This window comes from Streptomyces sp. NPDC004065 (genome assembly GCF_044903565.1).
In the GTDB taxonomy this organism is placed as follows: domain Bacteria; phylum Actinomycetota; class Actinomycetes; order Streptomycetales; family Streptomycetaceae; genus Streptomyces.
Map to the genome: position 1 here is coordinate 19,482 of NZ_JBJDQT010000004.1, position 14,534 is coordinate 34,015.

The window sequence follows — 14,534 nt, forward strand, 5'->3', positions numbered from 1 at the left end:
TGGCGGCCGGTCTCTGTGCCCCGGTGGCGGCGGGTCTTCGTGCCCCGGTGGCGGCGGGTCTTCGTGCCCCGGTGGCGGCGGGCCTCTGTGCCCCGGTGGCGGCGGGTCTCCGTGCCCCGGTGGCGGCGGGCCTTTGTGCCCCGGTGGCGGCGGGCCTCTGTGCCCCGGTGGCGGCCGGTCTCCGTGCCCCGGTGGCGGCGGGCCTCTGTGCCCCGGTGGCGGCGGGCCTCTGTGCCCCGGCGGCGGCTGGTCTCCGTGCCCCGGCGGCGGCCGGTGTCGCCCGCGCGGTCCCGGAACCCGGTGGTCACCGGCGTATCCCATCCGCCAGGATGGACCCGTGCCGGGCGGGACCGGCCGATCGGCTCGCGCGGCCCCGCACGGCCGGGCAGGATGCTGCCCGTAGTCCGCACCGCACGCCCAGCCGCCCACGGAGGCCCGGATGACCGGCACCGCGACCGCGCCCTTCACCGCCGACGACTACCGGGCCCGGATGACACGCGCCGCCCGGGCCGCCGCCGACGCCGGGCTGGCCGGGCTGCTGGTGGCACCCGGCCCGGACCTGGTGTGGCTCACCGGGTACGCGCCCACCGCCGTCACCGAACGGCTCACCCTGCTCGTCCTCGCCCCGGACCGGGACCCGGTCCTCGTCGTGCCCGCCCTCGAGGCCCCCGACGCCGCCCGCGCTCCCGGCGCGCCCGCCCTGACCCTGCGCGACTGGACCGACGGCAAGGACCCCTACGCCCTCACCGCCGCCCTCCTCGACGACAACGGCCGGTTCGGCATCAGCGACAACACCTGGGCCATGCATCTGCTGGGCCTGCAGCAGACCCTGCCCGGCACCTCCTACGCCTCCCTCACCGAGGCCCTGCCGATGCTGCGGGCCGTGAAGGACCCGGCCGAACTGGACCTCCTGGCAGCCGCCGCGGCCGCCGCCGACCAGGCGTTCGAGGAGATCCGCCACGTGGCCTTCGCGGGCCGCCGCGAGCGGGAGGTCGGAGCCGACCTCGCCGCCGCGCTGCGGCGCTTCGGACACGACCAGGTCGACTTCACCATCGTCGGCTCCGGCCCCAACGGCGCCAACCCGCACCACGAGATGGGCGACCGGCTCATCGAACGCGGCGACATGGTCGTCCTCGACTTCGGGGGCCTGAAGGCCGGGTACGGCTCCGACACCACCCGCACCGTCCACGTGGGCGAGCCCACCGAGGAGGAGCGCCGGGTGCACGACATCGTGCGCGAGGCCCAGGAGGCGGGGTTCCGGGCCGTGCGCCCGGGCGCCGCCTGCCAGGACGTCGACCGGGCCGCCCGCGCGGTGATCGCCGAGGCCGGATACGGCGAGTACTTCATCCACCGCACCGGTCACGGCATCGGCGTCACCACGCACGAGCCGCCGTACATGATCGAGGGCGAGGAACAGCCCCTGGTGCCCGGCATGTGCTTCTCCGTGGAGCCCGGCATCTATCTGCCCGGCCGCTTCGGGGTGCGCATCGAGGACATCGTCACGGTGACCGAGGACGGGGGCCGCCGGCTCAACGACACCACCCGCGAGATGGTGATAGTGGACTGACCCATCGGCAGACCCACCCGCAACCGAACGACACGGCGCGACATGACCCAGGCACCGACACCCACCGCGGACACCGTCCGCAGACTGGTCCGCACCCTGCTCAAGGACGGCACGGGCGGCCGGAGCGGCACGGGCGGCACGGCCGGCACCGGTGGCACGGCCGGCACGGGTGGCACGGCCGAAGGGCCCGACGTCCGGCCCGTCGCCGAGGGAGGCGAGCACTCCACCTGGTGGGTGGGCGCCCGCCATGTGCTGCGCCTGGCCCCCGACCGCGAGGCGGCCGTGCGCCTGCGCCGCGAGCTGCGCCTGCGCGACCTGGTCCGCCCCCATCTGCCGGTCGCCGTGCCGGCCGGCGTCGCGCACGGCGAGTGGGCGCCCGGACTGACGTACACGCTGGACACCAGGATTCCCGGCGGCACGGCCGGCGCGCACGACGTGTCCGCCGTCGGCGAGGACGACCTGGCCGGCCTGCTCGCCGGACTGCGCGAGGTGCCCGTGCGGCAGGCCGGGACACTCGGCGTTCCGCGCGTCGCGCCGCGCTCGCTGCAGGCCCTGCGCCGGATGGCCGTGCACGCCGCCGAACGCCTCGGCGCGGCCGACGAGTTCGACCCCGCCCGGATGGCCCAGCTCGCGCCCGCCGCCGCGGCCCAGCTCGCCGCGCAGCCCGGCACCGCGGTGCTCGTCCACCACGGCCTGAGCGGCGAGCACCTGGTGGTCGGCAGGGACGGCCGGGTGCGCGGCGTCCTCGGCTGGACCGACGCGGTGGTCGGCGACCCGGCCGAGGACATCGCCGGACTCGCCCTCGCCGTGGGCTCGGGCGCGGGCGTGCGCGCCGCCACCCTGGCCGGCTACGGCGCCCGGCTCTGCCTGCGCGGCCTGTGGCTGGCCCGCTGCGACGCCGTGATCCGCCTGGCCGACCGCCTCGACGGCCGCGGCGACACCCCGCTGCCCGTCCTCAGGACGCAGCTGCGGCACGCCTGGGAGGCGATCCTGCTGGAGCGGGTGACGGAGTTCCGCGACGACGACAAGGAGGACGAGGCGGGGGAGTTGTAGCTCGCGCGGTCTCGGCTCGCGGTGCCGGTGACCCCGGGCGGCCGGGGGACACGGGCGCCCGGCGGGCGGCCGGGTGTCCCCGGTGCTTGCCAGGCCGGGGGAGCCGGGCCCGGTGGCGGTGAGGTGTAGTGCGCGCGGGCGGGTGCGAGCGATGCCTCTGGAGGAAGGGCGGCGCGAGGCGGGGAGCCGCCTCCCCGGCGGGTGCCGCGCTCGCGCGTCACGGCGCGCGGCCACGACGACGGAGCACCCAGCGGACCCGCACCGGCCCTGCCGCCCCGCCCGGGCGGGCCGGCAGGCCGGCCTCCGCCCCGGTGCGCCGCAGCGGCGCGTGGCCGCAGGACGACGACGGCCGCCCCCGGGGCCGCCGTACGCGCGACGCTCCCGTGGTGCCGTACGCCCGACGCCCCCGGGGTGCCGTGCCCTCGGCGTCTCCGTCGCCCGGCGGGGTTCTGTGGGCGGGTCTGGTGCGCGGACGCCCCCGGGGCGCCGTGTCCTCGGCGTTTTCCGTCGCCCGGCGGGCTCCGTGGGCGGGCGGCGTCACCGGGCGGATCGCCGGCGGGGTGCCCAGGGCGGGGCCCCGGCCCGGCTCAGGTCTGGGACAGCACCACGCAGGACTGGCCCGGCAGGTGCAGCAGGCCGTCCGGGCCCGGGGTGTCGGCCGGCGTCCAGGCGGCGAGGATCTCGGCCGGGCGGGTGCCCAGCGGAATCGCGGCCGTCTCCTTGCCCAGGTTGAGCGCGACCCGCACGTCGCCGCGGCGGAAGGCGAGCCAGCGGGCTTCCTCGTCGTAGGCCACCTTGGTGTCGGCGAGGTCGGGGTCGGTGAGGTCCGGCTGCTCGTGCCGGAGGGCGATCAGCCGCCGGTACCAGGCCAGCATCCGCGCGTGCGGCTCGCGCTCCGGCTCGGACCAGTCCAGGCAGGAGCGGTCCCGGGTCGCCGGGTCCTGCGGGTCGGGCACGTCCTCCTCCGCCCAGCCGTGCTCGGCGAACTCCCGCCGCCGGCCCCGCCGCACCGCCTCCGCCAGCTCGGGGTCGGTGTGGTCGGTGAAGAACTGCCACGGCGTGCCCGCCGCCCACTCCTCGCCCATGAACAGCATCGGCGTGAACGGCGCGGTCAGCACCAGCGTGGCCGCGCAGGCCAGCAGCCCGGGGGAGTCCGCCAGCAGCATCGACAGCCGGTCGCCCTGGGCGCGGTTGCCCACCTGGTCGTGGGTCTGGGCGTAGCCGAGCAGCCGGTGCCCGGCCACCCGGTTGCGGTCCAGCGGCCGGCCGTGCCGGCGGCCCCGGAAGGAGGAGTACGTCCCGTCGTGGAAGTAGCCGCCGGTGAGGGTCTTGGCGACCGCCGCGAGCGGGGCCCGCCCGAAGTCGGCGTAGTAGCCCTGGGTCTCGCCGGTCACGGCCACGTGCAGCGCGTGGTGGAAGTCGTCGTTCCACTGCGCGTGCAGACCGAGGCCGCCCTCCGCGCGCGGGGTGACCAGCCGCGGGTCGTTCAGGTCGGACTCGGCGATCAGGAACAGCGGGCGGCCGAGGTCCGCGGAGAGCGCGTCCACGGCCGTGGACAGCTCCTCCAGGAAGTGGCAGGCGCGGGTGTCCACCAGGGCGTGCACGGCGTCCAGGCGCAGCCCGTCGACGCGGTAGTCCCGCAGCCACGCCAGCGCGCTGCCGACCAGGAAGTCGCGCACCTCGTCGGAGCCGGGCGCGTCCAGGTTGACCGCGGCGCCCCACGGGGTGTGGTGGGTGTCGGTGAAGTACGGGCCGAACAGCGGCAGGTAGTTGCCGGACGGGCCCAGGTGGTTGTGCACCACGTCCAGGACCACGCCCAGACCCAGCTCGTGCGCCCGGTCGACGAACCGCTTCAGCCCCTCCGGGCCGCCGTACGGCTCGTGCACGGCCCACAGCGACACCCCCTCGTACCCCCAGCCGTGCCTGCCGGGGAAGGGGCACACGGGCATCAACTCCACATGTGTCACGCCGAGTTCCACCAGATGCTCCAGGCGCGCGGCGGCGGCGTCGAAGGTGCCCTCACGGGTGTAGGTGCCCACGTGCAGCTCGTAGAGCACGGCGCCGGGCAGCGGGCGCCCGCCCCAGTCGGCGGTGCGCCACACATGGCGCGCGTGGTCGACGACCGCGCTCAGGCCGTCCGGCCCGTCCGGCTGCCGCCGCGAACGCGGGTCGGGCAGCACGGGACCCCCGTCCAGCGCGAACCCGTAGCGCGAGCCGTCCCGCGCCTCGCACTCCCCGGTCCACCAGCCCGCCCGCTCCGGATCGCGCTCCAGCGCGCGCGTGGCGCCGTCGCACTGGAGCGTCACACGGCCGGCCTGCGGTGCCCACACCTCGAACTGCACGGACGGTTCCCCTTCGTCTGCTCACCGTGATGTAGCCAGTCCAGGATGCGCCAATCGCGATCAATCCGCTTTCGAATACTCCCTTTTACGGCCGGTGTCGCCGGACGAGCGCGCCCCGCGGGCCGTTTTCCGGGTTTCTGGACACCCGCGTCCCCCTGACCGACAATCAGCAGCGTGACGTCGTCCTCCCGGTTCCCCACCTACCCCGCGCGGCTGTCCGACGCGGAGCGCGACAGGGCGCTGAAGGTGCTCCGTGACGGCGTCGCCATGGGCCGGCTGTCGCACGACACGTTCCTGCACCGGATGGAACTGGCCCTGGCCGCCCGCCGCTCCGAGGAACTGGCCGCCCTCACCGGCGACCTGCCGCCCACCGAGAGCCGGCTGTCGCGGCTGGTGTTCGGCGCCGTCGAGGCGGCCTCCGGCTTCACCGTACGGCTGCGCAGGGCCTGGCAGGCCGAGCGGCTGCCCAAGCTGCTGCTGCCGCACCCGGGCCACGGTCACCCGCTGCGCATAGGGCGGGATCCGGCCAGCGGGCTGAGACTGACCCACGAGACCGTCTCCCGGGTGCACGCCGAGCTGCGCCACCAGGGCGGCATGTGGGTGCTGCGCGACCTCGGCTCCACCAACGGCACCACCGTCAACGGACGGCGGGTGATCGGCGCGGCCGTGGTCCGCGAGGGCGACCAGGTCGGCTTCGGGCAGGTGGCGTTCCGCCTCTCCGCGCACTGAGCCCCGCCCCTCCGGCGCCGCCCCCGCGCCACCCCGCCCAGGCCCTGGCCTGGGCATTACTCGGCGGGACGAGGCAAGTCTCTTTTCGGACGGCGGTGTTGACGTACCGGACAAGTCGTGACTGACTGTATGTACGTCATGTACATCCGGTGAACCGACGGCACCGCATCGTGGAGGTGTGCCCTGTCGCCACTCCACCGCTACCCGCTCGTCGACGAGCTGGGCGCACGGGCCGCCGCACTCGTCGCCCGCCACCCCCGGGACGCCCGGCTGCGCCGGGTCGGCACCTCCCGGGCCGGCACGCCCCTGTGGCTGCTTTCCGTCGGTCACGGCCCCCGCCAGGCCCTGGTGGTCGCCGGACCGCACGCCAACGAGCCCGTGGGCGGAGCCACCGTCCTGCGGCTGGCCGAACGGGTGCTCACCGCGGGCGGCGCCGGCGAGGACACCGACGTCACCTGGAACCTGCTGCTGTGCCTGGACCCCGACGGCTCCCGCCGCAACGAGGACTGGCTCACCGGCCCGTACACCCTCGGCCACTACTTCCGGCACTTCTTCCGCCCCGGCTTCCTGGAACAGCCCGAGTGGCTGCCCGACGGCGCCGCCTCCGCCGCCCTGCCGGAGACCCGCGCCCTGCTCGCCGTCCAGGACGAGCTGCGGCCCTTCCTGCAGGTCTCGCTGCACGGCGTCGACGTCGGCGGCGGCTTCGTCGAGGTCACCGACGAGCTGCCGGGCCTCGCCAGGCGCCTCGCGCACACCGCGGCCCGCCTCGGCATCCCGCGCGAGCTCGGCGCCTACGACGCGCTGTACTGGCCCCGCCTCGGGCCCGCGGTCTACCGCATCCCGCCGCCGCGCCGCGCGGGCCTGGCCGCCGCCATCACGGAGGCGGCGGTGGAGTCGACATGGTTCCACCCGCACCCGTACGGCACCGTGACCGCCGTGGTGGAGGCGCCCATGTGGGGCGTGCCCGCCGTGGCGGACGGCTCGCCGCCCGCGGACCGGGACGGGGTGCTGCGCACCGTCAGCCACGGACTGCGCGCCGACACCCGGCTCCTGGACGGTCTGCTGGCCCGGGCCCGCCCCCACCTGGCCGGAGCGCCGGACGCGGCGCGCCTGCTCGCCCCGGTGGACGACTACGCGCTGGTCTGCCCCTCGCTCGTCGACGCCTGGGACCCCGACACCGTGGCCCGGGACGGCGCCGCGCGTCCGCTCCCGCCGCTGACCAGCGCCCATCTGGCCGCGCTGCGCATCGCCGGGCGGCGGCTCGCCCTGCGCACCGCCGGGCTGCTGCACCGGCTCGTGCGCTCCTCGGGGCACGACCCGGCGGACGTACTGCCGGAGCTGGACCGGCTCATCGACCGCTGGTGCGACGACTACCGCACCGGCCTGGGCGCGCGCTGGATACCGGTCGCCCGGCAGGCCGAGTACCAGACCCGGGTGGTGCTGGCCGCCGCCGAGTCGGCCGGGCGGGCGCGGGCGTGCTCCCGTTCGGGTGAGCCGGACTGGGGTTCCCCGGCCGCCGTGCCGATACACCGGGAATGACCCACTTCACCAAGGCGACCCCGGCCCGGCTGCTGGGCGGCCTGGCGGCCGCGGCGGCCCTCCTCCTCGCCGGCCCGGCCCCCGCCCTGGCGGCCCGGCCGCAGCACGTCGACGGCGACTGGCTCTATGTCTCGGTCACCCACGGGGACACCCGTTCCGGTGACACCCGCGGCACCCTGCTGCTGTGCGACCCGCCCGAGGGACACTCCCACGCGGCCCAGGCCTGTGCCCAGCTGCGCTCGGTGCGCGGCGACATCCGCGGCATCCCCCACAAGGACGTCGTCTGCGCGATGGTCTACGCCCCCGTGACGGTCCAGGCGCGCGGACAGTGGCAGGGCCGCGCGATCGACTACCAGGAGACCTTCGCCAACGGCTGTGTCATGCGGGCCCGCACGGGCGAGGTGTTCGCGCTGGACGGGTGAGACGTCCGCGTCCGCGGGGGTGAGGCGTCCGCGCCCGCGGGGTGGGATGCCCGCGTGCGCGGGGCGAGGCGTTCCCCGCATCGTCCTGGAAGCGATGGAGCGCGGGATATCCGCGTGCGCGGGGCTGAGGCGTCCGCGCCCCAGGGGCGGGAGGTCCGCGCCCGCGGGGGTCGGACGCCGGCGCCGCGGGGCTGAGACGTTCGCGCCCGTGGGGCTCAGACGCCGGCGCCCGAGGGGTGAGATGTCCCCGCCGGCGGGTGAGAGGCCCGCGCCGGGCGGGTGAGGCGCTCCCGCCGACGTTCACGCCGGGCAGGTGACGCGGCGTCCTCATGCCTCGTGTTCGCGGGCGTGGTGTGCGGTGGCCAGGACGGTGCGGGCCTGGTGTTCGACCTGGTGCTCCAGGGGGACCCAGCGGGCGCGGAAGCGGCGGGCGAAGGAGTCGCACCAGTCCGCCACGAGCCGTTCCAGGGCGGGCGCGGCCCGGTCGTCGCTCTCCTTCAGCACCCGCAGCAGCATCGCCGCCGCCCGCAGCGGCAGCCGGCGGCCGAAGGCGTCCACGCTGCCGACGTACGCCATCGTGGTGTCGGCCGGCGGCATCAGGCTCCAGTCCGCCGCCAGCCCCGGCACCAGGCTCAGCCCCCATTCGGCGGCCCGCAGCAGCGGTCCGCCGGCGCCCTGCAGCCGGGGCAGCGCGTCCGCGAGCACCACCTCCACCTCCCGCGCGTCCCGCAGCAGCCGGTGGGCCAGCCGCCGCAGCGCCGCCGCGGGCGCGGGATGCGGCGCGGGGTCGTCCACGAGGTCGCTCGCCCACATCGGCACCTCCACGACCGCGGTCAGGCCGCCGTACCGGTGCACGCGGTACCAGGTGCTGTGCCGGGCGTCGTCCGGCATGCTCGGGTAGGCCGCGCCCGCGCCCGGGCCCGGCATCACCCGCACGCCGGGCCCGGAGACGGGCCAGCCCGCCGCGTCCGAGGCGCCCGTCTCCACCGGGATGTGCAGCTCGGCCGCCGACTTGCCGAACGGCTCGGCGAGCCCGGGGACGTCCCGGGTCAGCTGCACCCAGCTGCCCCCCAGATCGGTCCCGTGCAACGTCACCTGGAGGTACGGCCGCAGCTCGTCGATGACGCCGGTCAGCGCGTGCGTCTCGGGCGGCAGCCGGTCCGCGGGCAGCACGGACGGCGCCCACTCCGGCTGCTCGGCCCCGGCGGGGCGGAAGAAGCCGAGGTGGTAGTCGAGCAGGCTGCGCGGCGCCGGCGAGACGTGCAGGCTCGCCCCGTCGGGGTCCGCGCACAGCAGGAAGTGCCAGGAGGTGCCGGTCCGCAGCCGCCGGTCCGCCAGCACGCGCTCGGCGAGGGCCAGCAGGGTGGCGCCGCCGGCCGGCTCGTTGGCGTGGGCGCCGGCGACCACCAGGACGGCACGGGGCGCCCGCCCCAGGGACAGCAGGTGCAGGGGTCGGCCCGAGCGGGAGACACCGATCTGCCGCAGCGCGCACACGGCCGGCCGGCGATCGGCCAACGCCCGGGCGGAGGCCACCAGTTCGGGAAGGCTGGGGTAGCGCAGCTCCGGCAGGAGACTCACCCCCGACTTGTCCGCCCGGCTTCGCACTCCGCAGTACCCCACGGCGGGTGTGGCCTGTCAAGTACGCGGCCCGCCGGGCGCCGGGAGCGGTCCGGGGGCGCCCGGAGGCCCGGCGGCGCCTGCAGACCCGGCGGCGCCCCGGCGAGCGCCCTCACCGCTCCTCGGGAGCCGCCACCCGCTCCAGCAGCGCCACCGGCAGCCGCTCGAAGAGCTCCGCCACGCGCGCGTGCCCCTCGAACTCCCGCCCCGGCGCCAGCACGTCGGCCCACCGGCCGGCCGGCAGCGGCAGCCGGGTGTCGCGCCAGCCGCCCGCCCCGGCCAGCCGCAGCGGCAGCCGGGTCACCGCCGTGACGCACCGCCCGGAGCGCGCGAAGGCCAGGCAGTGGCCCGCGGCCGGCCCCTCGGCGGCCAGCGGCTCGTACGAGGCCGCCCCGCCGAAGACCTCCGGGCGGCGGGCGCGCAGCCGCAGCGCCGCCGCCGTCACAGCGGCCTTGTCGCCGGGGTCGTCCGGCGGGAAGGACACGGGCCGCCGGTTGTCCGGGTCCACCAGCGCCCGGTACTCGGCCTCGGTGCCCTGGAAGAGGTCGGGCACGCCCGGCATGGTCAGCTGCACCAGGGCCGTGCCGAGGACGTTCGCCCGGATGTACGGCTCCAGCGAGCGCCTCAGCGCCCACACCCGCCTCCCCGGCGCCCCGCACGGCCCCTCGGCGACGAAACGCGCCACCGCCTCCTCGTACGACGGGTCCTGCTCGGTCCAGCTGGTGTGCAGGCCCGCCTCCCGCACATGCTTCAGCAGGGCCTGGCGCACCCGCTCGGTGTACTCCGGCCCGGGCTCCTCCCCGTCCGCCGGGCCCAGCCCGAACACCGTCTGCCAGGCCGCCCAGGCGAGCTGCGCGTCGGGCGCCTCGCCGCCGGCGTCCGCCGCCCCGGCCGGCACCTCCGCCCACCGCCGCGGGCACTCGGTGAGCACGGCCAGCGCCGCCCGTACGTCGGCGCTGCGCTTGGTGTCATGGGTGGACACCACGGTGCCGGTCAGCGGCCAGTCGCGCTGCACCCGCGCACAGTACGCGTGGAAGTCCTCCGGGGAGACGGCCGGATGGCCGGGGTCGCCGCCGACCTCGTTGGCCGACAGCAGCGGCACGTACCGGTAGTAGGCGGTGTCCTCCACGGACTTCGCCCGCAGCGCGGAGGCGGCCTGCGCGAAACGGGTCCGCAGTTCCACCACGCCGGGGCCGTCACCGGCCCGCCCGGTCAGCAGGTCGCGCACGACGTCGACGGCCTCGCCCTCCTCCGGCACCGCGAAGGCGCGCCGGGCCTCCTCGGCGGCGGCCTCGGTGAGGACCGAGGCCGCGTCCACGGAGGCGTAGGGCCGGTAGACCTCCAGGCGGACCAGCAGCTCCCGCAGCGCGGTGCGCAGCGCCCAGGGGGCGCGGTCGCGCAGCGCGAGGTCCGGCGAGCCGGCGCACACCCGGCTCGCCACCCGGGTCAGCCGCTCCGTCTCGGCGGCCAGTTCGTGAGTGATCACCTCGTACGCGGCGCGCCGCGCCGTCGCCGCCCAGTCCCCGCCGCGGTCGCTCGGCGGGGCGGCGTGGCGGCGGTACAGGGCGAGCAGCTCCTCGGCCCCGGCCGGGTCGGTGAACAGGCCGTCGACGTGGCGCAGCGCGTCGTAGCCGGTGGTGCCGGCGACCGGCCAGGCGGGCGGCAGGTGCTCGCCGTCCGAGAGGATCTTCTCGACGACCGTCCAGCGGCCCCCGGTCGCCTCGTGCAGCCGCCGGAGGTAGGCGTCGGGGTCGGCGAGGCCGTCGGGGTGGTCGACGCGCAGCCCGTCGACGACCCCCTCGCGCACCAGCTGGAGGATCTTGGCGTGGGTGGCGTCGAACACCTCCGGGTCCTCCACCCGCACCCCGATCAGTTCGGAGATGCTGAAGAAGCGGCGGTAGTTCAGCTCGGTGCGGGCCAGCCGCCACCACACCGGGCGGTACCACTGGGCGTCCAGCAGCTCGGGCAGCGGCAGGTGCGCGGTGCCCTCGCGCAGCGGGAAGGCGTGGTCGTAGTAGCGCAGGACGTCGCCGTCCGCCTTCAGCCGCGCGCTCTCCTTGCCGAGCGGCCCGCCGAGCACCGGCAGCAGCACCTTGCCGTCCTGGGCGTCCCAGTCGATGTCGAACCAGCGCGCGTACGGCGACCGCGGCCCCTCGCGCAGCACCTCCCACAGGGCGCGGTTGTGCCGGGGCGCCATGGCCATGTGGTTGGGGACGATGTCCACGACCAGGCCGAGTCCGTGCTCCCGGGCGGTGCGGGCCAGGGCGCGCAGCCCGTCCTCGCCGCCGAGCTCCTCGCGCACCCGCGCGGGGTCCGTGACGTCGTAGCCGTGCGCGGAGCCGGGGACGGCCTCGAGGACGGGGGACAGGTGCAGATGGGAGACGCCGAGCGAGGCCAGGTACGGCACGGCGTCCGCCGCGGCCGCGAAGGGGAACTCGGGCTGCAGCTGGAGCCGGTAGGTGGCCGTGGGCGCGGCGGGTTCGGGGCGCTCGGATGTCATGCAGAGCTACGTACCCAGCGGGCCGCTTTTCGTGTCACGCCCGCCCGCCGTACCCGCACCCCCGTCGCGCCCCCGCTCCCCGGTCACCCGGACGGCCCCGCCCGGGCCTCACCCGCACGGACGGTCCCGGTCCGTCCGTACCGGGTGGCCGGGAGGGTGCGTGCGGGGTGGCCGGAGGGTGCGTGCGCAATGGCCGGGAGGGTGCGCGGTGGCCGGAGGGTGCGTGCGGGGTGGTCGGGAGATTGCGTGCGGGGCGGGCCGGCGTGTCCGGAGGCACCCGTACGGCTCGCGCGCCGCGCGGGTGCCTCCGGCGGCCGGGCGGGGGCGGCGCGGTCAGGCCGGGCGGCGCAGGACGGCCAGGCTGCGGTCCTGGAGGGTCAGGCGGTCGCCGGCGTCCACCTTCGCGCCACCGTCCGTCCGGACGCCGTCCGCGCGGGCGGTGTCGATCACCACCTCCCACTGGCGTCCGTGGTCCACCGGCACCACGAACTCCAGCGGCTTCGGCGCGGCGTTGAACATCAGCAGGAACGAGTCGTCGGTGATCCGCTCCCCGCGCGGGCCCGGCTCCGAGATGGCGTTGCCGTTCAGGAACACCGTCAGCGCGGAGGCCTGCGCCGAGTCCCAGTCCCGCTGGGTCATCTCCTTGCCCTCCGGGGTGAACCAGGCGATGTCCGACAGGTCGTCGTGGGTGCCCTCCACCGGCCGCCCGTGGAAGAAGCGGCGCCGCCGGAACACCGGGTGGTCCCTGCGCAGCCGGGCCATCGTCCGTACGAACCCCAGCAGCCCGCCGCCGTCCCCGCCCTCCCCGCCGTCCCCGCCGTACTCGTCGTCCCCGCCGTCCTCCGGCCAGCGCACCCAGGACAGCTCGTTGTCCTGGCAGTAGGCGTTGTTGTTGCCCTTCTGCGTGCGGGCGAACTCGTCGCCGTGGCTGAGCATGGGCACGCCCTGGGACAGCATCAGCGTCGCGACGAAGTTGCGCATCTGCCGCGCGCGCAGCCGCAGCACCTCCGGGTCGTCGGTCTCGCCCTCCACCCCGCAGTTCCAGGACCGGTTGTGACTCTCGCCGTCCCGGTTGTCCTCGCCGTTGGCCTCGTTGTGCTTGTCGTTGTACGACACCAGGTCGTGCAGGGTGAAGCCGTCGTGGCAGGTCACGAAGTTGATCGAGGCGAGCGGGCGGCGGCCGTCGTCCTGGTAGAGGTCGGAGGAGCCGGTCAGCCGGGAGGCGAACTCCGCCAGCGCCCGCGGCTCGCCCCGCCACAGATCGCGCACCGTGTCCCGGTACTTGCCGTTCCACTCGGTCCACAGCGGCGGGAAGTTCCCCACCTGGTAGCCGCCCTCGCCGAGGTCCCACGGCTCGGCGATCAGCTTCACCTGGGAGACCACCGGGTCCTGCTGCACCAGGTCGAAGAACGACGACAGCCGGTCCACCTCGTGGAACTGCCGGGCCAGCGTCGCCGCCAGGTCGAAGCGGAAGCCGTCGACGTGCATGTCGGTGACCCAGTACCGCAGCGAGTCCATGATCAGCTGGAGCACGTGCGGGGACCGCATGAGCAGCGAGTTCCCGGTGCCCGTGGTGTCCATGTAGTAGCGCGGGTCGTCGGTGAGCCGGTAGTAGCGGGGGTTGTCGATGCCCTTGAAGGACAGCGTCGGGCCCAGGTGGTTGCCCTCGGCGGTGTGGTTGTAGACCACGTCGAGGATGACCTCGATCCCGGCCTCGTGCAGCGCCCGGACGGCCGACTTGAACTCCAGGACCTGCTGGCCGCGGTCGCCCCAGGAGGCGTAGGCGTTGTGCGGGGCGAAGAAGCCGATCGTGTTGTAGCCCCAGTAGTTGCTCAGGCCCATGTCGACCAGCCGGTGGTCATGGACGAACTGGTGCACCGGCATCAGCTCCAGCGCCGTGACGCCCAGCTCCGTCAGGTGCTCCAGGATCGCCGGGTGGGCGAGCGCGGCGTAGGTGCCGCGCAGCTCCTCGGGCAGCCCGGGGTGGCGCATGGTGAGGCCCTTGACGTGCGCCTCGTAGATCACCGTCTCGTGGTAGCCGCGGCGCGGCGGGCGGTCGTCGCCCCAGTCGAAGTACGGGTTGACCACGACCGACGTCATGGTGTGCGGCGCCGAGTCCAGGTCGTTGCGCCGGTCGGGGTCGTCGAAGTGGTAGCCGTACACCTCCTCGCCCCAGCGGATCGAGCCGCTGACCGCCTTCGCGTAGGGGTCGAGCAGCAGCTTGGCGGAATTGCACAGCAGGCCCCGCTCCGGGGCGTACGGACCGTGCACCCGGAAGCCGTACCGCTGCCCGGGCATGACACCGGGCACGTACGCGTGCCGGACGAACGCGTCGGACTCCCGCAGTTCCACCGCCGTCTCCGAGCCGTCGTCGTGCAGCAGACACAGCTCTACTCGGTCCGCGGCCTCCGTGAAGACCGCGAAGTTGGTGCCGGCGCCGTCGTACGTGGCACCGAGTGGGTACGCCTCTCCAGGCCAGACCTGCATGGACACGACTCTTTCAGGTGTGGGGCGTCACGGGTGACGCCTCGGCCGCGAGTCCCCCCGAAAGTGAGGGAGCCGCCTCTGACTCACGTCCCTCTTACCCGGCGACCAGCTCATTCACGGCATGTCGCCCTTTTGTGCCCCTATGACCTTTACATCGTATATCGAACGGGTGAGCCTCTTGGGTCCTTCCCTGGCGCCGGGGCGGTCAACGCTATGAATCCGCTCACTCCGCCTTCCCCCGCGGAAGCGGAACCGCCAACGACTAGGCGGAAGTTGGG

General features: G+C 75.6%; 9 protein-coding genes. 5 read left to right on the plus strand and 4 right to left on the minus strand.

The genetic code is table 11. The features are described from left to right. Positions 1-439 precede the first annotated feature (439 nt). Both ACI2LW_RS07490 and ACI2LW_RS07495 read left to right on the plus strand, forming a co-directional pair. Positions 440-1,567: an aminopeptidase P family protein gene (locus ACI2LW_RS07490; protein ID WP_404730212.1), complete on the plus strand. Its 1,128-nt coding sequence runs from the start codon at positions 440-442 to the stop codon at positions 1,565-1,567. A 42-nt stretch (positions 1,568-1,609) separates the two neighbouring features. After that, positions 1,610-2,620: an aminoglycoside phosphotransferase family protein gene (locus ACI2LW_RS07495; RefSeq protein ID WP_404730213.1), complete on the plus strand. Its 1,011-nt coding sequence runs from the start codon at positions 1,610-1,612 to the stop codon at positions 2,618-2,620. Between the two features lie 587 nt (positions 2,621-3,207). Here the strand turns inward: ACI2LW_RS07495 and treZ are convergent. After that, complete coding sequence (treZ, locus tag ACI2LW_RS07500) at positions 3,208-4,962, minus strand: malto-oligosyltrehalose trehalohydrolase (protein WP_404730214.1); 1,755 nt, start codon at positions 4,960-4,962, stop codon at positions 3,208-3,210. Between the two features lie 174 nt (positions 4,963-5,136). On the opposite strand from treZ, the gene ACI2LW_RS07505 reads away from it, so the two are divergent. The 3 genes from ACI2LW_RS07505 to ACI2LW_RS07515 all read left to right on the plus strand — a co-directional run bounded on the left by ACI2LW_RS07505 (position 5,137) and on the right by ACI2LW_RS07515 (position 7,652). Further along, on the plus strand, positions 5,137-5,691 hold the full coding sequence (locus ACI2LW_RS07505; RefSeq protein ID WP_404730215.1) for an FHA domain-containing protein: 555 nt from the start codon (positions 5,137-5,139) through the stop codon (positions 5,689-5,691). 183 nt (positions 5,692-5,874) lie between these two features. Next, positions 5,875-7,230: a M14 family zinc carboxypeptidase gene (locus tag ACI2LW_RS07510; protein ID WP_404730405.1), complete on the plus strand. Its 1,356-nt coding sequence runs from the start codon at positions 5,875-5,877 to the stop codon at positions 7,228-7,230. Then, complete coding sequence (locus tag ACI2LW_RS07515; RefSeq protein ID WP_404730216.1) at positions 7,227-7,652, plus strand: SSI family serine proteinase inhibitor; 426 nt, start codon at positions 7,227-7,229, stop codon at positions 7,650-7,652. The genes ACI2LW_RS07510 and ACI2LW_RS07515 overlap by 4 nt, the downstream gene beginning before the upstream one ends. 327 nt (positions 7,653-7,979) lie before the next feature. Here ACI2LW_RS07515 and ACI2LW_RS07520 read toward each other — a convergent pair whose 3' ends face one another. The 3 genes from ACI2LW_RS07520 to glgX form a co-directional block, all read right to left on the minus strand. Continuing rightward, complete coding sequence (locus tag ACI2LW_RS07520; RefSeq protein WP_404730217.1) at positions 7,980-9,230, minus strand: M14 family zinc carboxypeptidase; 1,251 nt, start codon at positions 9,228-9,230, stop codon at positions 7,980-7,982. Positions 9,231-9,381: 151 nt separating this feature from the next. Beyond that, positions 9,382-11,769 (minus strand): malto-oligosyltrehalose synthase, encoded by a 2,388-nt coding sequence (gene treY, locus ACI2LW_RS07525; protein WP_404730218.1) that lies wholly within the window; start codon positions 11,767-11,769, stop codon positions 9,382-9,384. A 333-nt stretch (positions 11,770-12,102) separates the two neighbouring features. After that, positions 12,103-14,256: a glycogen debranching protein GlgX gene (glgX, locus tag ACI2LW_RS07530; RefSeq protein ID WP_404730219.1), complete on the minus strand. Its 2,154-nt coding sequence runs from the start codon at positions 14,254-14,256 to the stop codon at positions 12,103-12,105. Positions 14,257-14,534: the final 278 nt, after the last annotated feature.

Bases quoted from the DNA above. Each gene is read 5' to 3' on its own strand.
- ACI2LW_RS07490 (WP_404730212.1), top strand. From the start codon at position 440: ATGACCGGCACCGCGACCGCGCCCTTCACCGCCGACGACTACCGGGCC.
- ACI2LW_RS07495 (WP_404730213.1), top strand. From the start codon at position 1,610: ATGACCCAGGCACCGACACCCACCGCGGACACCGTCCGCAGACTGGTC.
- treY (WP_404730218.1), bottom strand. From the start codon at position 11,769: ATGACATCCGAGCGCCCCGAACCCGCCGCGCCCACGGCCACCTACCGG.
- glgX (WP_404730219.1), bottom strand. From the start codon at position 14,256: ATGCAGGTCTGGCCTGGAGAGGCGTACCCACTCGGTGCCACGTACGAC.
- ACI2LW_RS07515 (WP_404730216.1), top strand. From the start codon at position 7,227: ATGACCCACTTCACCAAGGCGACCCCGGCCCGGCTGCTGGGCGGCCTG.